The sequence below is a fragment of the Nonomuraea sp. NPDC049129 genome, assembly GCF_040648495.1.
Classification (GTDB): Bacteria; Actinomycetota; Actinomycetes; order Streptosporangiales; family Streptosporangiaceae; genus Nonomuraea.
This window is the reverse complement of sequence record NZ_JBEZDU010000010.1, coordinates 60,896-82,075: the sequence shown is the minus strand read 5'-3', so window position 1 is coordinate 82,075 and position 21,180 is coordinate 60,896. Positions and strand designations below refer to the sequence as shown.

General features: G+C 68.7%; 17 protein-coding genes, 1 tRNA gene and 1 pseudogene. 12 read left to right on the top strand and 7 right to left on the bottom strand.

What is annotated here, in order from left to right; genetic code table 11:
• The first annotated feature begins 13 nt into the window (after positions 1–13).
• The 3 genes from AB0B64_RS30125 to AB0B64_RS30115 all read left to right on the top strand — a co-directional run bounded on the left by AB0B64_RS30125 (position 14) and on the right by AB0B64_RS30115 (position 5,843).
• Positions 14–4,033, top strand: coding sequence for an Ig-like domain-containing protein (locus AB0B64_RS30125; RefSeq protein ID WP_358181318.1), 4,020 nt, complete (start codon positions 14–16; stop codon positions 4,031–4,033).
• A 60-nt stretch (positions 4,034–4,093) separates the two neighbouring features.
• Positions 4,094–4,294 (top strand): DUF4236 domain-containing protein, encoded by a 201-nt coding sequence (locus AB0B64_RS30120; RefSeq protein ID WP_357939902.1) that lies wholly within the window; start codon positions 4,094–4,096, stop codon positions 4,292–4,294.
• A gap of 166 nt (positions 4,295–4,460) precedes the next feature.
• Positions 4,461–5,843 (top strand): amidase, encoded by a 1,383-nt coding sequence (locus tag AB0B64_RS30115; RefSeq protein ID WP_358181315.1) that lies wholly within the window; start codon positions 4,461–4,463, stop codon positions 5,841–5,843.
• Between the two features lie 26 nt (positions 5,844–5,869).
• Here AB0B64_RS30115 and AB0B64_RS30110 read toward each other — a convergent pair whose 3' ends face one another.
• Positions 5,870–6,589: a phytanoyl-CoA dioxygenase family protein gene (locus tag AB0B64_RS30110; RefSeq protein ID WP_357939897.1), complete on the bottom strand. Its 720-nt coding sequence runs from the start codon at positions 6,587–6,589 to the stop codon at positions 5,870–5,872.
• 94 nt (positions 6,590–6,683) lie between these two features.
• On the opposite strand from AB0B64_RS30110, the gene AB0B64_RS30105 reads away from it, so the two are divergent.
• Complete coding sequence (locus AB0B64_RS30105; RefSeq protein WP_357939895.1) at positions 6,684–7,214, top strand: hypothetical protein; 531 nt, start codon at positions 6,684–6,686, stop codon at positions 7,212–7,214.
• On the opposite strand, the gene AB0B64_RS30100 is transcribed toward AB0B64_RS30105, so the two are convergent.
• Positions 7,215–7,475, bottom strand: coding sequence for a hypothetical protein (locus tag AB0B64_RS30100; RefSeq protein ID WP_357939893.1), 261 nt, complete (start codon positions 7,473–7,475; stop codon positions 7,215–7,217).
• Between AB0B64_RS30100 and AB0B64_RS30095 the strand changes: the two are divergent.
• Positions 7,444–7,749, top strand: a pseudogene (locus AB0B64_RS30095) (transposase); the annotation flags it as partial. The gene AB0B64_RS30100 and the pseudogene AB0B64_RS30095 sit on opposite strands and share 32 nt — an antisense overlap.
• Before the next feature lie 245 nt (positions 7,750–7,994).
• On the top strand, positions 7,995–8,801 hold the full coding sequence (locus AB0B64_RS30090; RefSeq protein ID WP_358181312.1) for an SAM-dependent methyltransferase: 807 nt from the start codon (positions 7,995–7,997) through the stop codon (positions 8,799–8,801).
• Between the two features lie 4 nt (positions 8,802–8,805).
• Here AB0B64_RS30090 and AB0B64_RS30085 read toward each other — a convergent pair whose 3' ends face one another.
• Positions 8,806–9,420: a hypothetical protein gene (locus AB0B64_RS30085; protein WP_357939888.1), complete on the bottom strand. Its 615-nt coding sequence runs from the start codon at positions 9,418–9,420 to the stop codon at positions 8,806–8,808.
• Entirely contained in the window at positions 9,417–10,229 is an 813-nt protein-coding gene (locus AB0B64_RS30080; protein WP_357939886.1) for a hypothetical protein, read from the bottom strand. Before AB0B64_RS30080 ends, AB0B64_RS30085 begins: the two co-directional genes overlap by 4 nt.
• A gap of 310 nt (positions 10,230–10,539) precedes the next feature.
• Between AB0B64_RS30080 and AB0B64_RS30075 the strand changes: the two genes are divergently transcribed.
• The 5 genes from AB0B64_RS30075 to AB0B64_RS30055 all read left to right on the top strand — a co-directional run bounded on the left by AB0B64_RS30075 (position 10,540) and on the right by AB0B64_RS30055 (position 18,951).
• Positions 10,540–11,376, top strand: a complete 837-nt coding sequence (locus tag AB0B64_RS30075; RefSeq protein WP_358181309.1) for a DUF2690 domain-containing protein — start codon at positions 10,540–10,542, stop codon at positions 11,374–11,376.
• Between the two features lie 163 nt (positions 11,377–11,539).
• The gene (locus tag AB0B64_RS30070) at positions 11,540–13,861 is read left to right on the top strand and encodes a hypothetical protein (protein WP_358181306.1); all 2,322 of its coding nucleotides are present in this window, start codon (positions 11,540–11,542) and stop codon (positions 13,859–13,861) included.
• 12 nt (positions 13,862–13,873) lie between these two features.
• Positions 13,874–17,197 carry a NucA/NucB deoxyribonuclease domain-containing protein gene (locus tag AB0B64_RS30065; protein ID WP_358181303.1) on the top strand — a complete coding sequence of 1,108 codons (3,324 nt, stop codon included), beginning with the start codon at positions 13,874–13,876 and terminating at the stop codon, positions 17,195–17,197.
• A 221-nt stretch (positions 17,198–17,418) separates the two neighbouring features.
• On the top strand, positions 17,419–18,246 hold the full coding sequence (locus tag AB0B64_RS30060; protein ID WP_357939878.1) for a trypsin-like serine protease: 828 nt from the start codon (positions 17,419–17,421) through the stop codon (positions 18,244–18,246).
• A 129-nt stretch (positions 18,247–18,375) separates the two neighbouring features.
• Positions 18,376–18,951 carry a dihydrofolate reductase family protein gene (locus AB0B64_RS30055; protein WP_357939876.1) on the top strand — a complete coding sequence of 192 codons (576 nt, stop codon included), beginning with the start codon at positions 18,376–18,378 and terminating at the stop codon, positions 18,949–18,951.
• 318 nt (positions 18,952–19,269) lie between these two features.
• Here AB0B64_RS30055 and AB0B64_RS30050 read toward each other — a convergent pair.
• A tRNA-Ala gene (locus AB0B64_RS30050) sits at positions 19,270–19,342 on the bottom strand.
• A gap of 76 nt (positions 19,343–19,418) precedes the next feature.
• On the opposite strand from AB0B64_RS30050, the gene sigJ reads away from it, so the two are divergent.
• Positions 19,419–20,312 (top strand): RNA polymerase sigma factor SigJ, encoded by an 894-nt coding sequence (gene sigJ / locus AB0B64_RS30045; protein WP_358181300.1) that lies wholly within the window; start codon positions 19,419–19,421, stop codon positions 20,310–20,312.
• Positions 20,313–20,360: 48 nt separating this feature from the next.
• On the opposite strand, the gene AB0B64_RS30040 is transcribed toward sigJ, so the two are convergent.
• Positions 20,361–20,891 carry a Clp protease N-terminal domain-containing protein gene (locus AB0B64_RS30040; RefSeq protein WP_358181297.1) on the bottom strand — a complete coding sequence of 177 codons (531 nt, stop codon included), beginning with the start codon at positions 20,889–20,891 and terminating at the stop codon, positions 20,361–20,363.
• Between the two features lie 4 nt (positions 20,892–20,895).
• The gene (locus AB0B64_RS30035) at positions 20,896–21,111 is read right to left on the bottom strand and encodes a helix-turn-helix domain-containing protein (protein WP_357648152.1); all 216 of its coding nucleotides are present in this window, start codon (positions 21,109–21,111) and stop codon (positions 20,896–20,898) included.
• Positions 21,112–21,180: the final 69 nt, after the last annotated feature.

Here is a 21,180-nt window from a genome sequence, read left to right as displayed (position 1 = left end):
CATGGAGAACTCCGTGCGCAAAACCCTCTCCGGCCTGGCCGCGTTAGCCGTCGCGGGCAGTCTGCTCGCCGCCGGCTCCCCGGCCACGGCCGTCCAGGACGATCTCGGTATGCCGGTGTTCACCGGCGCCGACCCCGTTCCGGCCGAGCCCGTCCGTTACCAGCCGCGCAAGATGATGGAGGAGATCTACAAGAAGGAGAAGGGCGGCGACTCGTACTGGATCGACCGCATGCTGGCCCGCCCCGGCGACGACCCGGCGGGCACGTGGCTGATGTCGCGGGGCCGGACGCTGTTAATGAAGGAGCACGACCCGTCGGTCATCGGCTTCGGCGGCAGCGTGGCGTACTGGGAGAGCATCGACAACCGCGACGCCTACAGCGTCTCGCTCGGCACGGACCTCAAGGAGGACGTGAGCAAGCGGTTGCAGATGCCCAGCCACTGGATCGGCCAGTACGCGGGCGGCGATCTGGCCGTGACCGTCAAGAAGTTCATCACGCACGAGAACGTGGCGGTCACCACGCTGGCGGTCACGAACAGGGGCACCGCGAAACTGGAGGTGCCGGTCACGGTGACCTCTCCGTACACCAAGACCGCGGACGGCGACCGTGAGCTGACCGGCGTGGTGGCGGCGAAGAACCGGCTGACCACGCTCTTCCCCCGGCTCAGCGGCGACGGCCTGAAGGTCGCGGACGGCGCGCTGAAGGGGACGCTGTCGGTCGAGCCGGGCAAGACCGTGCGGACCAAGGTGCAGATGGGCTTCGTCACCGAGGAGCTGGCCGGGTCGCGCGACGAGTACGACGGCTACAAGGGGCGCTCGCCGGAGAAGGCGCTGCGACGGCAGCTCCAGGACTACAACGCCTGGTGGGCGGAGAACCTGCCCTACATCGACGCGCCGGACGCCAACATCAAGAAGTTCGTCTACTACCGCTGGTGGTTGATGCGGTTCAACTTCCTCGACGCCGACATTCCGGGCAACGACTTCCAGTTCCCGACGTCGGTGGAGGGGGCGCTCGGCTACAACAACGCGATCGTGCTGACCGTGCCGATGTTCCTGCAGGATCTGAAGTATCTGCGAGATCCGATCTACTCGTACGGCCCGTGGGTGTCGGCCGGCGAGGTATCACGTAACTCGAAATATACGGATAACCCGGGTGATCCGGAGAACTGGTCGAACAGCTACACCCAGTACATCTCGGCCTCCGCGCTGGAGAGCTACCAACTCCACGGCGGCCAGCCCGCGATCCTGCGCAACCTCGCCCGCTACGCGGAAAAGGACGTCTACGGGCAGCTCAACGCCTACGACTCCAACAAGAACGGAGTCATCGAGTACGACTGGGAGGCGATGACCGGCAACGACGCCGACGCGGTGTCGTTCCACTACTACAACCGGGCGAACGAGCGGCTCGAGGGCGCCTATGTCTACGCCAACGCGATGGCGGCGGCGCAGGCGTACACGCTGATCGGCGACACCGCGAAGGCCGCCGAGCTGCGGGGCGTGGCCGACAAGGTGAAGAACGGCATCCTCACCCTGCTCTGGGACGACCAGAACAAGCTGTTCAAGCACCGCGACCTGCAGACGGGCAACCTGATCCCGTGGAAGGAATCGAACAACTACATCCCGTTCGCCACCGGCCTGGTCCCGACGGACGACCCGAAATATCGGGAGGCGCTCCGTCTATGGACCGACCCCGCTGAATATCCGATTTTCCCGGCCTATACCGCTAATCAGAAGGACAAAGCGGAGGCCGCGGCGGCAGGGCATCCGGGGTCGAACAACTTCTCGCAGATCAATTCGACCCGGAACTTCTCGCTGTTCTCCAAGGCGCTGCGCGAATACACCTCGCCGTACATCACGGCCGACCAGTACAAGCAACTGCTGTACTGGAACGCCTGGTCGCAGTTCGTCGGCGGCGACACCCGTTACCCGGACGCCAACGAGTTCTGGTCGAACTGGAATCCCGCCACCAAGACCATCGACTACCGGTCGTGGATCCACCATACGATCCTCGGTAGTAGCAACTGGACGGTCATCGAGGACGTGATGGGCCTGCGCCCGCGCTCCGACGGCAAGGTCGAGCTGTGGCCGGTCGACATCGGCTGGGACCATTTCACGGTCAACGGCATCAACTACCGCGGCAGCGACCTGAGCATCGTCTGGGACAAGCCCGGCGACGGAAAAACGCACTACGCGGGCGTGCCCGAGGGTTACTCGATCTTCATCGACGGCAAGCGCAAGGTCACGCTGTCCGGGCTCGCGCACGCGGTCTGGGACCCGGCCACGGGCAAGGTCGAGGGCGGCGTTGAGAAGAGCACGGTCGTGCACGCCGAGGCGGCGCGGTCGATGAAGGCTCCGGCCGAGGTGAAGCTGTCGGGTGACCGGGTCGAGGACCTGTTCCAGAAGGCCGGGGTCGATCTCGGCTCCACCCGGCCGAACCTGGTCAAGTCCGCCACGGCCTCGTACGGCGACCCGGCGGGCGCGGTGGACGGGTTCACGATCAACGAGCCGTACTGGGGCAGCAAGGGCTCCGGCAAGGCGCAGGACTGGCTGGAGGTGGACCTGGGCTCGGCCCGGCCCGTCGACCGGCTGCGCCTGTACTTCTACAACGACCGCAAGACCGGGGGCTACAGCGAGCCCGCCCTGTACTCGGCGCAGTACCTCGACGGCTCCACCTGGAAGGACGTGCCCGGCCAGGCCAAGGACCCGGTCTATCCCCGGGCCAACCTCAACGAGGTCCGCTTCAGGTCCCTCACCGCCCAGAAGCTGCGCGTGCTGGTCACCCACCGGCCGGGCTACTCGACGGGTTTGAAGGAGGTGCAGGCGTACGCGACCGGCTCGGCGCCGCCGTCCACAAGCAACCGGGCCCCCTACGTGCTGGCCGTACAGGACGCGACCTTCAACCGTCCCGGCCAGGCCAGGCTGGACGCGGTCGTCAAGGACGACGGGCTGCCGTCGGGGACGCTCAGCATGACATGGAGCGTCGTCGACGGGCCTGGCCAGGCGTTCTTCACCGATCCGGCGAGCCCGGCCACGGTCGCGTCGTTCACCGAGGCGGGCACGTACCACCTGAAGCTGACCGCCTCCGACGGCGCCAAGTCGGCGTCCGGTACGGTCGCCGTCACGGTGGGCGCGCTGGGCACGCAGGTGAACGTGGCGCCGTACGCGACACCGACCGCCTCCTACACCTCGCCGTGGGAGAAGGTGACGGCGATCAACGACGGCATCGAGCCGCCGCGCTCCAACGACGGCGCCAACCCGCGCTGGGGCACCTGGCCGCAGGAGGGCACGCAGTGGGTGCAGCTCGACTGGCCGTCGCCGGTACGGGTGAACAAGGCGGACCTGTACTTCTTCGACGACGGCGGCGGCGTCCGCGTCCCGGCGTCGTGGAAGATCCAGGCGTGGGACGGCGACTCCTTCGAGGACGTGACCGGCGCCGCCTCCTATCCGACCGCGGCCGACGCCTACAACACGGTCTCGTTCGACACGGTGACGACGACGAAGCTGCGCGCCGAACTGGTGTCCGGGCCGGCGTCCGTCGGGGTGCTGGAGTGGAAGGCGTACGCGGTGCCGCCGGACTCGGTGCGGCCGGTGTACGTCCCGACGGTGGCCGGCACGCTGCCCCAGCTTCCGGCCAAGGTGGAGACGCTGTACGCGGACGGCGGCCGGGGTCAGGCCGCGGTGACGTGGCAGCAGGTGACCGCCGACCAGGTCAAGACCGGTGGCACCAGCTTCAAGGTCGCCGGGCTCGCCGAGGGTCTGCGCTCGCCTGTCGAGGCCACGGTGTACGTCAGGACGAGTCCGGCGGTGACCATCACCTCGATCGCCGAGGAGGCGGTGCGGACCCGGGCGGGCACCGCGCCGTCGCTGCCGGCGACCGTCGTGGCCACGTACAACGACGGGTCCAAGGACAGCTCGGTCGCGGTCACGTGGGCGCAGATCGACCCGAGCTCGTACGCCTCTCCCGGCACCTTCTCGGTGACCGGGCAGGTGGCGGGCACCACGGTCCCGGCGAACGCGACGGTGACCGTGGAGTGACCACCACACTAAACCCGATATTTCGCCAATTTTCGGGTAGCTGGGAGCCCTCGCGATCTCATGGAGGGAACCTCGATGGGCTGGAGCTACCGAAAGTCGATCAAGCTCGGGCCGTTCAGGCTCAATCTGTCGCGCGGCGGCGTCGGGCACAGCTGGGGCAACCGGTTGTTCCGTGTCACCCGTACGGCGGACGGCCGCCGCACGATATCCGTCAACCTGCCGGGTGGTTTCACCTGGCGCAAGACCACCCGGCATAACTAGCCGGATATTCCGAAGGGCCGGAGGCGATCGCCTCCGGCCCTTTTTTCGTACCGCTCCCACCTGCGCGTTCTCCGGCTGGCTGACGCGGCCGGGAAAGACAAGACTGCCTCTTTCTGAATTCTCGCCCTAGATTCCTCGGCACCGCTTACCCCTCAAGGAGGATGTCGTGGCTGAACTATGGGCATTGGCCGCCGGAGATCTGGCGCGGCTGATCGGCACCCGCGAGGTGTCCAGCCGTGAGGTGGTCCAGGCCCATCTGGCGCGGATCGCCGAGGTGAATCCGCAGGTCAACGCCATCACGGTGGTGCTGGAGGAGCAGGCCCTCGACGCGGCGGACGCGGCCGACCGGGGCCTGCGCGACGGCACGGCGCCGGGCCCGCTCTGCGGCGTCCCCATGACGGTCAAGGAGAACGTCGACGTGGCCGGCTCGGCGACAACACTCGGCATCGTCCCGCTGCGCGACGCCGTCGCCCAGCGCGACGCCCAGCACATCGCCCAGTTGCGCGCGGCGGGCGCGATCCCGATCGGCCGGACGAACATGCCGGAGTTCGGCATCCGCTGGCACACCGACAACGACCTGCGCGGCGCGACCCGCAATCCCTGGTCGGCCGGCCACACGCCGGGCGGCTCCAGCGGCGGCGACGCGGCCGCGGTGGCGACCGGCCTGACCCCGCTCGGCATCGGCAACGACGGCGCGGGCTCGCTGCGCTGGCCCGCGCAGTGCTGCGGCGTCGCCGCGCTGAAGCCGTCGCTGGGCCGGATCGCCCAGCGAGGGCAGGCGTCGCCGTTCGCGTTCCAGTTGCTGGGCGTGCACGGGCCGATCGCGCGGCGGGTGGCCGACCTGCGGCTGGCCTTCGACCACATGTGCGGCCACGCGCCCGGCGACCCCTGGTACGCCCCGGTCCCCCTGCGGGGCCCCGCCCCGGCGACGCCGATCGGGGTGGCCGCGGTCACCGGCCTCGACGCGGACCCCCAGGTCACCGCCGCCGTACGGCAGGCGGCCAAACTGCTCGCCGACGCCGGTTATCGGGTGACGGAGAGCCTGCCTCCCGCCCTGGACCGGGCCTCGGAGATCTACACCCAGATCATGTCCTCCTACGGCCGCGTCCACGAGGAGCAGCCGCCCGTCGAGACGGTCGCCTCCAAGGGGTTCGTCCAGTTCTGGGCCGCCTACGAGGAGATCTGGACGCGAGCGGGCGGGCGCGCCGCCTTCGACCCGATGATGGAACGCGCCGCCATCCTGCGGGCCTGGGCCGACTGGACGGACTCGACCCCGCTGGTCCTCGCGCCGATCTGCACGATCCCGACGTTCCCGGTGGGCGCCGACCTCGATCCCGAGTGGCTGGCCGGGTGGCCGGCGGCGCTGCGCATGAGCGTGGTGGCCAACCTGCTGGGGCTGCCCTCGGTCGCCGTCCCGACCGGTCTGGCGGACGGGCTGCCGCAGGCCGTACAGATCATCGGACCGCGCTTCCGCGAGGACCTGTGCCTGGACGCGGCCGCCGCCATCGAGGCCGGCACCCCGCCCCTGACACCGATCGACCCCCGATAACCCTTGGGTCGAGGTAGTGACAGGTCTCAGCGGAGCGCTCTGGCCAGCGGCGTGTCGGCCGCCGGGTCCAACGGCTCGGCCAGCATGAACGGCATCTGCGCCATGAACCTGGGCCTCTCTCCCAGGTGCTCCTGCGCGGCGTGCACGGTCAGCGGGTGCACCAGGTAGGCGTCCCCCGGCGAGCCGGTCGCCAGCGCCACCGGCCGGTCCTTGCTGGCCGCGTCCACCAGCGCGCCCGCGCTGACGTGGTCGTACACCTGCTGCTCGTCCAGCGCCCGGAAGCTGTCTCGCTGCGACCCCGCCCTGACCCGGGTCGGCGCGTCCGACTCGCCGACCTCCGAGAACAGCATCAGCACCAGGAGCGTAGTCGAGCGGACGGTCACCCCCCAGCTGCCGTCAGGCCGCGACACGTTGGCGTCCAGGTGCCAGCCGCGGTCGTCGGCCGGCGGTCGCCGCGGGAACCGGATCGGGATGTTGCCCGCCGCGCCACGCGGCTGCCAGCCGCCCTTCCCGCACACCGCGTCCAACCCGGCCGCCAGCTCGGGCGACCTGACCAACTCGCCGAACGGCCCCTGCCCGGTCATGTCCGCGGCCCACACCACCGGCTCGCGCCATCCTTCGGGCTCGTCCGGCGACAGGCCGATCTGCTTCCACAGCAGCGCCTGCGCCGCCTCACCCTGCTCGCGCGAACCGATCGTCAACTTCACGAAGCCGTCCCGCACGAACGACTCCACCAGTGCCTCCATGCCGCCCACGCTATTGATGGCCGCAACCGGTTTTCGAGCGCGACTTTTGTAAGGCGGCTTGCATTTTCTCGGTAAGGCGGCTTACATTTTCCGGATGTACGACACCCCGACCGTCTATGAAGAGCTCGTCGCCCGCCTCGGCCCCCCGCTCGGCGTCGAGGAGGCGCGTGTCCACTGGGGCCGGTTGGTGCGCGCCGCCCAGGACGGCGAGACGACGCTGATCACCCGCGAACGCTGGGAATGGGCCGCGCTGGTCCCCATCTCCGGGGTGTCCGGGCCGCTGACCGGCCTGCCCACCCTGCCGCTGTCAACGGTCCGCCGCAAGCTCGGCGACCTCGTACGACAGGCCGCCCAGCCGCACGACAGCGGCCCGATACTCCTCACCCGCCACCGCGCCCCCGTGGCCGCCCTGGTCGCCGCCCGCAACCTGGCCGACCGGCGCGAACACCGCCTCGCACCGGAGGACCTGCTGCGCGACGGCAACACCATCCTGCTGACCCAGCTGCCGGGACCGGCCTACTCCGCCGTCGCCCGCGACTCCGACGGCAATCCGATCGCCACCGGACAAGGCGAGAGCGTCAGCGAGGCCCTGCGGCGCCTGCGCCCGCCCGAGGCCGGAGCCTGATCACTTGCCGTCCTTGTCTGAGTCGGCGGAGAAGACGATCGCCCCCAGATAGCCGTCGTCCTCCTCGGCCATCTTCAGCAATCCATGGCGATGAACCCCAAGAAGGTCTCCGACGCCTACACAACGGTGAAAGCCCATGTGAAGGCGAGGCTGCGCAAGCCCCTCACCAAGCCGATCGGGTTCCGCCCGGACGCCTCCCAGCCGTTCGACGAGCGGTGCCTGTCCTGGCAGGAACGTCAACCACGTGATTTCCAAGACCATCGTGACCGAGGCTGCACGCACCGGACGCGGCATCGCCCTGGAAGACCTCCAGGGCATCCGCGACCGGGTACGGCTCCGTAAGCCCCAGCGGGTCACGCTACACACGTGGAGCTTCCACCAGCTCGGCCGGTTCATCGCCTACAAGGCGGCCCGCACCGGGGTTGCGCTCGTCTACGTGGACCCCGCGTACACCTCGCAGGGGTGCTCGGCGTGCGGGCACGTGGACAAGCGCAACCGGCCCAACCAGGAAACCTTCCGCTGTACGTCGTGCGGCTTCACACGCTCGCCCCTGTCGAGGTGATCACCGCCGGCGCGTCCTGGCCGCAGGCTGCGAGCAGGCCGCCCAGCCCGAGCAGAACTTCCCTTACGCCAGCAAAGTTAAGAAACACCCCTTGAGACGCCATTTGCGGCGGATGAACTTTTCATGAGTCTCTGTCAGCACAAACCAGGACAAGCCACCCGGACTGCCCTTGGCTTGCTACTGTCCTCTTAGCCGGGTGGGAGCGAAGGAGATGACAAATGAATGACACGCCCCGACGGCCAGGGGTGTCGGCCAACGCTCCCAGCGTCGCCCGCATGAACGACTACTTCCTGGGCGGCAAGGACAACTTCGCCGCCGACCGCGAGGCCGCCGCGCGGGTCCTGGCGCTGATCCCCGACGCCGGGGTGATGGGCGAGTACGTCCAGGAGTTCCGCGAACGGGTCGTGCGCTACCTGGTCGAGCAGGGTGTCACGCAGTTCGTCCATGTCAGCTCCGGGCTGCCTACCAAGCGGAACGTCCACGAGGTCGCCCAGTCGCTCGACCCGGACGCCAACGTCGTCTACGTCGCCGACGACCCGGTCGCGCTCAACCACGCGCGGGCGCTGCTCGCCACCAACGAGCGCACGGGAGTGGTCGAAGGGGACATCCTCCACCCCGACGCCATGCTGGACGATCCCACTCTGAGCCAGCTGATCGACTTCGACCGGCCCGTCGGCGTCCTGATCATTGGCGCGCTCCAGTACATCCCCGACGAGGACGGCCCGTTCGAGCATGTGGCCCGGCTGTGCGAGCGGCTGGCGCCCGGGAGCTTCCTCTGCCTCACCCACGCCGTCTTCGACGGCCGCCCGGAGATAGCCGAGCAGATCGCCGACGTCTTCCGGGAGGCGCTCAACCGGCCCAAGGGCGGTCCGCGCAGCCGCGATCAGGCGGTGCGCTTCTTCGACGGGCTGGAGCTCGTCGAACCCGGCTTCATCTATGTCCGTAAGTGGCGCGCCAGCACCCCGGTCTCCGACCAGGAGACGAAGCGAGCCTGGGTCCTGGCCGGAGTCGCCCGCAAACCGTGATCCTCTACCGCTCCGGGACGGAGGCGCGCGCCGACCGCGCCCTGATCTGGCCGAGCGCGGCGTGGCTGGCCCGGATGTCGGAGATCAGCACGTACGCGACCAGCAACAGCCCGAGACAGAGAGCGTCGGCGCCCCACCAGGGGATCTCGGCGAGCAGCAGATAGCCGTCACTGTCACTCAGCGATCTGATCACCACCGTCACCGCGGCCACTACCACGGTGACCATCAGCCAGCTGCGTATACGCGGTAGGTTCCCGTTGTTCCACAGCCGGATCCGCCAGCTCATGAACACGGTGAGCACGCCGAGCAGCGCGCAGAACCCGATCAGCCACCACGGCAGCGCGAAGGCGGTCTGCTCGGCGATCTGCGCCTGCGTGGTGCGCAGCTCGGCCTCGGCCTTCCGCTTGGCCACCATGGCGGCGTCGAGCTGCTTCTGCAGCTGGGCCACGCTCTGACGCGTCTCCTGACGCGGCGGCGTGGGGACGTCGGTCGGCAGCATCCGCGCCACGACGGTCAGCATGATCGCCACGAAGGACAGCGCCAGGACGATGGACATGAACAGGTCGATGAAGCGCAGGTCGAGCGGCGGCGCGAACGATCTGACGGCCCGCTTCCTCACTGCTCCCTCACCAGCGTGTACTTCTGCGGCCGGCTCTCGGCGGCGCTCAACCGCTCCACCGCGGTACGCAGCGCGTCCAGGCCCTTGACCAGCTCCTCGGTCCTGCCTCTGGACTGGGACAGCTCCTGGGTGAGCCCCGTCATGGCGGGCGCCACCTGCTTGACCGGCAGGCGCGCGATGTAGATGAGGAACACCTCGTCGGCGGCCACCACGCTGGCCCGCTCCGCCCGCTCGATCAGCGCCATCCCACCGAAGGCGAGCACGCTCAGGAACAGCGCGACCAGGGTGACACCGAACGCCGACGCCAGCTCGGGCAGCACGTGCTGCTTGAGCGCGGTGATCAGCACGCTGGGGTCCCCCTGGTTGTCCAGGGCGTTCGAGAAGGAGCTGACCATCGCGGCCATCGTCAGCGCGGTGCCGATGAACCCGAACACCGGCAGCGCCCAGATGAGCGCGTGGTCGAGGTGGTGCTTGTTGGCCATCTCGCTGTCGTCCAGCGCGGACCGGGCGCCCAGCACCGCCTCACAGTCGTTCCCGGCCTCGGCCGCCTCCTTGAACAGCTTGAGCCGCCGCCCCACCAGCGTGTCCTCGTTCGGCTTCACCGCCTGCACGTTCGCCACGGCCCGCGCCGTCGCGGCACTCTCCCGCCGGATATCCGGTACGGCCCTGACGAGCCGGAGAACGGTGGTCAGGAACACCGCGATGATCAGCGTGACCACGACCTCCGCGGCCGGCGGGGCCGTGGTCGCACCCACGGACACCAGCAGCGTTTCCACCGCTCCGGCCACGAACAGCAGCGCGGAAACCATCAGGCCCACCGCAGGCGCGAACGCCGAGTGACGCCAGCCGTACTTTGACACCCTTCAACCCCACTCCGGCCCACAAACTTGTCAAAGGACTACCTAAGCACACGTAAAGCAACCATTGGGTTACGGAGGGCAGATCGGCCCGCTGCGTTTCGACCGCCGGGCCGACCAGCTACCTGCCGACCGGCCGGATCCTCATGGTCGAATGCCTGGTCGCTCCAGATACCGAGTGATTTCGCCGAATATCATCGGCTCGAGATCAGTCCATGACGCCCATGAGTTCGGCCGCGTGCGCGCGGGGGACGGGGGATGCGTGAGCGCCTGGCGACCGTTAGCCGATTCGCTGAGCCCGGAGATGCGGCTCCTCACCGGCGAACTGCGCGTCATGAAGGACCGCACCTCGCTGAGCCTGGGGCAGCTGGCGAAGAAGACGGCGTGCAGCAAGTCGGCCTGGAGCCGGTACCTCAACGGCCAGGCGCTCGCCCCATACGCGGTGGTCGCCGCGCTGGGCGAGTTGGCCGATGCCGACCAGGCCCGGCTGCGGGCGCTGTGGGAGCTGGCCGCCGAGTCCGGCGGGCGCGCCGGCGAAGGGGCGTACACGGCGACCGGCGACGGCCCCGGGGTGGACGAGGAGGATGACGCGGAGTCGACCATGCCCTTCAGGGTGGTCAGAGACTCCTCACCGACGCGGCGGTGGCTCGCGATCCTCGCCATCGGGGTCGTGGTGGTGGCCATCGGGTTGGTGGTCGCGGTGCTGACCGGTGCGATCTCCCGCCCGGTGGCCTCACCGACCGGGCCGCGTACGCCCGCCCCGGCGGGCAGCTGCCAGGCGAGCGACTGCACCGGGCGGACGGCGGAGCCCTTGGGCTGCGCTCGCGACGCCGTCGTCACCGCGTCGGTGCAGGTGGACTACGCGCGGCTCGAACTGCGCTACAGCGCGGTGTGCCGGGCCGCGTGGGCCGTGCTGACCGGCGCGCGCCGCTACGACCGAGTCAACGTCACCGGTGACGCCGGAGCGGAAGCCAAGGGCAAGGACCGCGCCGGCTCCGCCGCCGCCACGCCCATGGTCGCCGCGGCCGGCCCGGAGGTGGGTTACGCCTGCGCCGAGCTCACCAGCGGCGCCAGGAAGTGTGCGGCCGCAGGGCGCTGAGCGTCCCGGGATTTCCCGGCTTTCCGGGCGTCCCCGCAGGTCGGAGGTGGGCTTTCCCGCGGTTTCCCGCGTAGTGCGTGATCCATGTACTTCCCTCGCCGGGGCGGCGACGATTCACCCGCCCGTGAATCGGCGGCGCTTCCCGACAGGAAGGACTTCCCACGTGTTCAGGTTTCGCCGGCGGCCGGTGGCCGCCTTGGTGGCCGTCTTCGGCTTAGGCATGGTTCCGGTCGCCTGGGCCGATGGCCCGTACCTCGCGGTGAACGGGGTCCCGCTGGCCGGGGGCAGCGTGACCGCGCCCTTCACCGCGGACCTCGTCGATCCGGGCGTGGTGACCGACGGCGTGAAGTTCCTGCTGGACAACGCCTACCTCGGCAAGGACACGACCGCGCCGTACCAGTGGACGGTGAGCGCTTCGACCGGTGGCCACGAGCTGAAGGCGAGATGGAGCGCGGCCGGGACCACGGTCTCCGCCGAGGCCACGTTCACGGTGACCACACAGCCACCCACCCCGACCCCGACTCCCACCCCAACCCCAACCCCAACCCCCACGCCCACGCCCACGCCCACTGTCACCCCCACGCCGCCCGCCGACGGTGAGGCGCGCACCGGCCTCGATCTGACGACCGGCAACCGCCGTGCCCCCGTGGCAGGGCTCTACGACTGGTCCAAGGCGGGCTACCGGGAGGGCGCGCCCCTCCCCGGCGCGTCCGACTACACCACCGACACCGCGTGCCGCCTGACCCCCGCGACACTGGCCGCCACGTACCACGTGCTCCCCGGCGACGGCGGCGACGACACCGCGGGCCTGCAGGCGGCGATCGACTTCGTACGAACACAGTGCTCCCCCACCGCGGCCCCGAACAGGCTCAGCTCCATCCAGCTCCCCCAGGGCGAGCTGCTGGTGACCGGCGAGATCAAGGTGGACGCCGACTACCTGGTGATCACCGGCGCCGGCGCCGACCCGGCCACCGGAACCAAGATCGTCTACCGGCCGGGCTCCGCCACCATGTACGACACGCTGACCTCCGACGGCTCCGACTGGGACCAGTCCGCGATGGAGTGGGGCAAGGCCAACGGCGGCTGGCTGTGGCCCGGCCGCGGGCTGTTCCGGGTCGAGTCGCGATGCGTGGCGGCCCAATACCGGGTCGGCGCGCAGACCGGCTGCCCCGGCGCAGGAACCGCCGACGAGGACGACGAGACCTACGACGACGCCCCGGCCAACCGCAAGGACATGTTCGAGGGCACGGTCAACGCGCACTGGGTGTCGGGCGTCAAGCTGCGCGCCATGCCCGGCACGCCGGGATTCGCCGGCAAGACCGGCCAGGACACGGTCTACCTGAGCACGAGCACCTCGGCGGCGCTGATGGCGGGCATCAAGGTGGGCGGCTACGTCAACGTACGCGCGGCCAACACCCGAAACTTCTACGCGCAGATGACCGTGCCCGCCGGCAGCGGCGAGGTGGAGAACCTGCACATGCGGCAGCAGCTCTTCAAGGTCAAGGCAGTCGACACCACCGCGAAGACCGTACAGCTCGACAAGCCCCTCGAATTCGACGTGCCGGTCGACTCGACCTCGGACGGCTCCGCGGCCATCGACAACACCGTGTACGCCTCCAAGGTCGCGCCGCTGATCGACCCGGTGGTGGGCGTGGGCTTCGCGAATTTCTTCCTCACCCAGGACATGCCCGGCCTGGACGAACAGGCCGCCGTGCACAACTACGGCAACATGGCACCGGCCGCCGAGATGCACGGCATCGTCGTCAAGCACGCGGCCGACATCTGGATCAAGGGCATCCGCACGCACATGACCGGGTCGCACCCCATCGTCACCGAGGAGGCCAAGAACCTGTCGGTGGTCGACAACACGCTCGACGGCGCCTGGAACAAGGGCAAGGGCGGCAACGGCTACCTGCGCGGCTCGCGCGTGTGGGACTCGGTCTACGCCGGGAACACCACCACCGGCCTGCGGCACTTCACCTTCCAGTGGTCGGCCTCCGGCAACGTGGCGATCGGCAACAAGTTCGACTCCGACATCAACCTGCACGGCGGCTGGGAGCGCAACAACCTCTTCGAGCTCAACCGGAGCACGGTGCCGTACGACCACAGGTCCGGCAGCTGCACCGCGCGCTGCGGGGGCGAGGGCGGCGGCACGGACGACGGCACGTGGTTCCCCGTCTACTGGTCGGCCGGTCCCAAGGCCGTCAAGTGGTCCGGCTCGTCGGGGCCGAACAACGTGCTGTTCAACAACGTGCTGAAGAAGCAGGCCGACGGGCCGGCCGCACCGTACGAGGACTACTACCCGAGCCCCACGACGATCTACCGCTTCGGCTGGAACGGGACCGGCTGGCAGCACCTCGACGTCGGCGGCGTCCCGATCACCGACTGGGCCGGCAACGAACGCCGCGACTACACCGGCGGCCACGGAGTGGACGCCACCGGGACCGACACACAGTCGTCCCTCTTCCTCACCGTCATCCCCTAAGGAGCTGGCAGGGTGTTACAACGCTTATCGAGGTTATTAGCGGTTTTCGCTGGACTCATCGTCATCCTCCCCCTTCTGACCGGAATCTCGGCGGCGGCCGAGCCTGCCCCGCCGCCCACCACCACCCCCGCCGGCAGCGTCCCCGCCGCCGACGCGGACTGGGACACTCCACTGACCGGTTCCCGGCTCAAGGTGCACGACGGCTGCTCCGCCGCGGCCGTGAAGCTCTTCGGGGGACGGAAAGACGGCTGCACGAAGCCGAAGACCGCCGACCTCACCACGCGAAAGGCACGCACGGCCACCCGCGCGGCCGCCACGTCGCTGCCCGCCGGGTGCGCGGCCTCCCCGGAGGGGGCCTGGCACTTCATCAGCCGGGTGGAGGTCTGCGCGCGAACCCCGCTGCAGGCCGCCAAGGTCTACAACCGGGACCGCACCGAGCAGCTGGGCCAGCTCAACTACTTCGTGACGCAGTACTGGCACGCCGAGGTCAACGCCGACGGCCGGGCCATGAACACCTGGAGCTACGAGGCCGAGGTCGTCGCGATCCCCCTGGGCAGCTGGGGCGAGGTGAACGGCGCCGGCGTCGCGGCCAAGGCGTTCTACTGCGAGAAGCTCGGCGTCAAGCCGTCCTGCCCGAGGGTGCTCGACGACGGGAGCGACTACAAGGAGTTCCCGCGCGGTGATGGCCTGCCCACGCACCCGCTGGTGTACGACGCTCCGGTGCGCGGCACCTGGACCACCGACACCGTCGTGTCGGCCCGGAGCGGTGAGGTGTCCTGGGCGACGGTGCTCGGCCGGGTGGAGATCATCTTCCCGGAGCACCCGGATCAGCCCGCGATGTCGGTGCTGGCCACCGAGCCGGACATCCGCTGCGACGGGATCGACTCCACCATCAAGGACGCCGGTTGCGTGTTCCCGCAGCAACCGGACACGATGACCTTCGCCCTCGACAACAGAGAGGTGCAGGAACACGCGCTGCACATCCGCGACGCTCAGCGACGGCGCGGCGTACCCGGCATGAAGGACGGCGGCCCCGCCCCCGGCGAGCCGGGCGGCGTCCCGCTGACGCGGGGCGCCAAGGAGGGCGACAACCGGGACATCGCCTGCCCCCGCAGCCTGCCGCGTCCCCCGGGTGATCTAGACAGCTGCGACGAATATCCCTTCAACTCCACGGCGGAGGGCGCGGCCGCGGGCAAGGGGGTCTCGTGCCGGATGATCAACGCAGCGCAGAACAGCCAGGGCGGTACCGATCTGAATCGCTTCTATCAGAACCACCACGTCCTGAAGATCGACAATCCCGCCGATCCCGCGGAGAAGGGCGACGCGTTCTACGTCCAGATCACCGGTAAGTACAACGCGGTGTCGCCACGCGCCTGGTCGCCCAACGCCGAGCACACGTGCGGCTACCCCGACCTGTACATTCCCCCGCCCGCGCCGCTGAAGGACCTGGACCTGTCCGCGGGGAACCGCCGCGGGCTCCAGATCGGCCTGCGCGACTGGACCAAGGCCGGATATCTGGACGGCGGCGACCTGCCCGGCGCCGGTGACTTCAACCCGAACGGCGCGTGCGCCATCACCTCCGCCGCCATGCGGAGCCAGTACGGCGTGCGGCCGAACGACGGGCAGGACGACACCGGCGGCATCCAGAACGCCATCGACCACATCAAGGGCACGTGCTCACCGAGCGCCGGATACCACAGCCTCAGCCAGATCACCCTGCCGGCCGGAACGCTCAACGTGACCCACCAGATCTACGTGGACGCCGACTACATGGTGCTGCGCGGCGAGGGCTCCGATCCCGACACCGGCACCCGCGTCGTCTACACCCCCGATGCCAACACCCGCTACGACAAACTCACCGCCGACGGAGCGGACTGGGACGAGGACGCGATGACCGTCGACCGCGGGGACGGCAATGCCGAACCCGCTCCCGGCGGATGGATCTGGCCGGGGCGCGGCCTGTTCCGGGTGCAGGCCAGAGAGCGCCATCCCGACTACGAGAACGGCTGGAAGGCGGCGCCGCAGAACCGCAAGGACATCTTCGAGGGCACGGTGAACGTGCACTGGAAGGTCGGCGCGAAGCTCAAGGAGAGCGCGAAGTGGGGCGAGGGACTCGCCGCGCGGACGGGCGACATGACGATCGCCCTGGCCGACAGCACCAACAGCAAGATCATGGCGAACTTCAAGGCCGGCGCGTACGTGAACATCCGCGCCGCCAACACGATGAAGTTCTACCAGCAGATGGAGGCCGTGCCGACCGAGCACGAACTCCAGAACCTGCACATGCGGCAGCAGATCTTCAAGATCACGGCGGTCAACGGCAAGACCATCACGCTGGACAAGCCGCTGGAGTACGACGTGCCGGTCAACTCCACCTCCGACGGTTCGGACCCCATTCCCGGGCTCGACAAGCCCTTCGACTCCAAGGCCTCGCCGATCGTCGATCCGGTCCTGGGGGTGGGGATCGAGAACCTGTACTTCACCCAGGACATGCCCTCCGAGGAGGCCGTCTCGGCCAGCCACAACTACGGCAACATGGATCCGGCCGGGGAGATGCACGGCATCGTGCTGAAGTGGGCGATCAACGGCTGGGTCAAGGGGGTCCGGTCGTACATGACGGGTTCCCACGCCATCGTGACCGAGGAGGCCAAGAACCTTTCGGTGATCAACAACTACCTGGAAGGTTCATGGAACAAGGGCAAGGGCGGCAACGGCTACTTCCGCGGCTCCCGCGTCTGGGACTCGGTGTACGCCGGCAACGCCACCCGCAACCTGCGGCACTTCACCTTCCAGTGGTCGGCCTCCGGCAACGTGGCCATCGGCAACGACTTCGACTCCGACCTCAACCTGCACGGCGGCTGGGAACGCAACAACATCTTCGAGCTCAACCGCGTCAACACGCCGTACGGGCACCGGCCGGGGAGCTGCTACAGCAACTGCGGTGACGAGGGCGGGAGCCCACCGGACGACTCGCAATGGTTCCCGATCTGGTGGGCCGCGGGAAAGAAGGCGGTGAAGTGGTCCGGATCATCCGGCTACAACAACATCTTCTTCAACAACATCATGAAAAAGCAGCTCGATTCCAGCAATAACGCATCCATCACCTACTACCCCGACCGCACAAAGATGTACTCCTTCGGCAGCACGCTCATCGACGGCACACTGCCGACCTGGAAGCACCTCACGGGGCCGGACGGCGGCCCGATCGCCAACTGGGCCGGCTACGAGCGGGACGACTTCTGCACGGGCAATCGTGGCGTGTGGTGCGAGCCGATGAGCGGCAAGTCCCTGTTCCTGAACAACGTGCCGTCATCATGGCCGGGCAACTCCGGCTGATCGGCGCTCGGGACGCAGGTGAACGGCCATCACGCGATCATCTGGAGATCGCGTGATGGCACCCAGCGGAGCAGAGTCACCACGCATAGATCACCCGTCTATGCGCGCAGCATCGCCGAATCCCGCGTCCCCGCACTCACAAGCGTCACATCAGCCCTGGCGGAGGTAAATTTTTTGCACGGTATTCCATGCGGAGGCTATGTTCCGCCTACACTCCTCAGATGCGTTACGTCCCTTTTGTCCTAGTTATTGCGGCCACGGTTGCTTATTCAGCTACGCCCGCGGCAGCCATCACCAACGGCTCGGACGACGGTGACGCCCACCCGGAAGTAGGGGCCCTCGTCGCCGAGAAGCCGCACTCCGACGGTACCTGGGCGTACTGCACCGGCACCCTCGTCTCGCCGACGGTCTTCCTCACCGCCGCGCACTGCGGGGAGCGGAATCAGAAGACGGCCCAGGTCTCCTTCGCCCACCACTACACGCGCGGCGACCAGCTCTACTCCGGCCGGTACATCCCCGACCCGCGGTTCACGACGGACTCGGATCTGCACGACATGGCAGTCGTCGTCTTCGACAAGCCCGTCACGGGCATCCGCCCGGCCCAGTTGCCGGAGGTGGGCATGCTCGACCGCCTCAAGGCCGACGGCAAGCTGAAGTCCGCCCATTTCACCCCCGTCGGGTACGGCGCCCTCTCCCCGGCCAAGGGTGAGCACGGCGCCCAGGACAAGGGAGGGCACGGCGAGCAGTGGCATTACACCGACACGCGCCGCCAAGCGTCCATCTCCTTCGAGAACCTGTCCGCCAAATGGCTGGACCTGTCCCTGGCTTCCCATGGGGACGGCAGCACCTGCTTCGGCGACTCAGGCGGCCCGAACTTCCTGGGCGGCCCCGACTCGCACCTCCTCGTGGCCACGTCGATCAGCGGGGCCGACGACGCCTGCAAGGGAACCAACTACGACTACCGCCTGGACAAGCCGACAGCCCGGCAGTTCCTCGGCAAGTACGTTCCTCTTCCCGAAGCTGCCAGCGCTTCTGCCGACCTCCGGTAGTGCCCCTGGATGAGCCCGGAAAGTTTTGCCACAAATCCGGGAGACGTGTCGGATCGGGGCGGTGGTGTTCGTAGCAAGGGTGAGGCCGCGACAAAGCAGGCGCGGCCAACTTCCCGCAAGGAGACACCCATGACTGCCACGTACACCTTCGACATCTTCTCCACGCTCGACGGCTTCGCCAACCACAACGGCGACTGGGGCGGCTACTGGAGCAAGCAGGGCCCCGAATTCCTCGCCCATCGCGCCGCCGCCTACCGCGACCCGCTGCGCATGGTGCTCGGGGCCAAGACCTACTCGTCGAACGCGCCGTTCCTTGACGCGGGCTTCGACCGCAGCCTGTTCGACGGGTGGATCACGCGCATGTTCGACTCCCCGGTCACGGTGCTCTCCAGCCGGCTGACCGAGCCGCTCGATTGGCCGGACACGACCATCGAGTCCGGCGACCCTGTCGAGGTGGTCACGCGCCTCAAGGCCGAATCCGATGTGCCGCTGCGCTCCCACGGCAGCCTGACCCTCAACCGGACACTGCTGAACGCCGGCCTGATCGACGCCATCGAGGTAACGGTCTTCCCAGTGATCTCCGGGACGACCGGCGTGGACCGGATCTTCGACGGTGCGGACGACTTCGACCTCGAACTGCTCGAGGCCCGGACCTTCGACGGCCACACGCAGGTACTGACCTACCGGCCGACCCGACACGGTTGATCGGCGACGGGGCGTCCGCCCTGGGCTTCCGCAACCTCGCCGACCACGAACGCCTAGAACCCGTGAAGCCGCTGGGGCCGAAGAAGCCCCAACACGGGGAAACGGCCTCCCGCGACTTGCGCCCATGCGGGCGAACGTAGTCACACGATCAACCGAGATGACGTCCCGCAGAGCGGTGCGGTTTCTCGGCCACACAGCGGAGCAGCCGTACAACGAGATCGTGGATCACTTGGCGAGGCGCGCCATCTCGACAAAGTCGCCGTGGGGAAGCGAAGCCCCCGTAGGGGGCGAGCAACCACGAAAACCCCGCCGATCGAGTGGAGCTATGGGGATTCGAACCCCAGACCCCCTCCATGCCATGGAGGTGCGCTACCAGCTGCGCTATAGCCCCTTGGTGCGATCTCAGTGTATAGGAATCCTGCGGCGGCTGTGTCACACACGATCCCCCGTGATACGTCTTAAGTCTCATGTCGACCTTCGAAGACCACCGCGGCCTGCTGACCGGCGTCGCGTACCGGATCCTGGGCACCGTGACCGATGCCGAGGACGTGGTGCAGGAGGCGTGGCTGCGCTGGTCCGGCGTGGATGAGACGACCGTCGCCGACCCCAAGGCGTACCTGGTCAGGATCACGTCGCGGCTGGCCATCGACCGGCTGCGGTGGGCGAAGTCGCGGCGCGAGTCGTACGTCGGCCCTTGGCTGCCCGAGCCCATCAGCACCGCGCCCGACGTGGCGGAGCACGCGGAGCTGGCCGATTCCGTGGAGTTCGCGCTGCTCGTGGTGCTCGAAACGCTCTCGCCGCTGGAGCGGGCGGTGTTCGTGCTGCGGGAGGCGTTCGATCTGCCGTTCTCCGAGATCGCCGAGGTGATCGGCCGGGCCGAGCCCGCCACGCGGCAGCTGGCCAGGCGCGCCCGCGATCACGTACAGGAGAAGCGGCCCCGTTTCGATGTGGACCGCGGCGAGCGGCGGCGCATCACCGAACGCTTCATCCGCGCCTCCACCAGCGGTGACCTGGACGGGTTGATCGAGCTGCTGTCCACCGACGTGACGTTGGTGAGCGACGGCGGCGGCAAGGCCCGGTCCCCGCTGCGCGCCCTGACCGGCGCCGCGAACGTGACGCGCTTCATGACGTCCATCGTCACCCCCGGCGGCATCGCCAAGTTCATGGCCTCGATCGGCGTAAGCGACTTGGTCACCCTGTCGTACGATCTGGCGAACGTGAACGGCGCACCCGCCATAGTCGCCTCGGCCGCGGGCCGGGTCGTCACCGTCATCTCCCTGCTCGTCACGGACGGCAAGATCGACACGATCTACCTCATCGCGAACCCAGACAAGATCACCCACCTCAACGTCCCGTCCTGACGCAGCACTACGCTGCCTGGGCCACCGGCATCCCCGCCTCCACCGGCGCTACGCCGTCTGGGCCACCGGTATCCCCGCCTCCTCCACCAGCGCCCGCAAGTCCACCCCGCCGTCCCGCAGAATCCGCCCCACTCCGTTCGAATAGTCGGCCAACAACCCCCAAAGCAGCCGCTCCCCCGTCACCGCCCCCGGCCGCCACATCGCCACCTCCACCGCTTTGCGCGCGTGCATGGCCAGTGGTACCGCGCCCAACGGCCCGTACAGGGTCATCCGCAGCGGCTTGAGGCGCGACCTCGTCAGTCGCCACCGCGCGGGGTCGGAGGTCCCCTCCCTGGAACGGCGGTGCACGGCGTCGAGGTCGATCCCCAGGGTGGCGAGCAGTTCACGGGCGTCACCGAGATCCACCTGCCCCCGTACATCCTCAGCCGTCACGGTGAACCGCTCCAGCGAGAAGGGCCGGATCTCGGCCAGGGCGAGCAGCAGGAGGTCAGGGGTGAGCGCCGGACGCCCCGCGTCGAGGGCCAGCGTGCCGGCCCTGATCAGCGTGCGGCGGGCGGGGTCGGTGAATCTGGCGAGCATGTGGCTACCTTCCGACTCGGCGGGCGTGCTTGCGGTGCGCGGACTGCCGTCTGACCCCGAGGGCGTCGGCGATCTGCTCCCAGGACCACCCCTGGTCCCGGGCGTTGGACACGTGCGTGGCCTCGAGCTCCTCCAGCAGAGCTCTCAGGGCGGCCACGGCCGCCAGACCCACGCCGGGATCGCGATCGGTGGCCGCCTCGGCCAGCTCGTTGACCTTCATGGTGTCAGCATGCGCTGACAAGCATCCGCTTGTCAACACATGCTGACACGCCTGTCGGCCGAGTCGGTG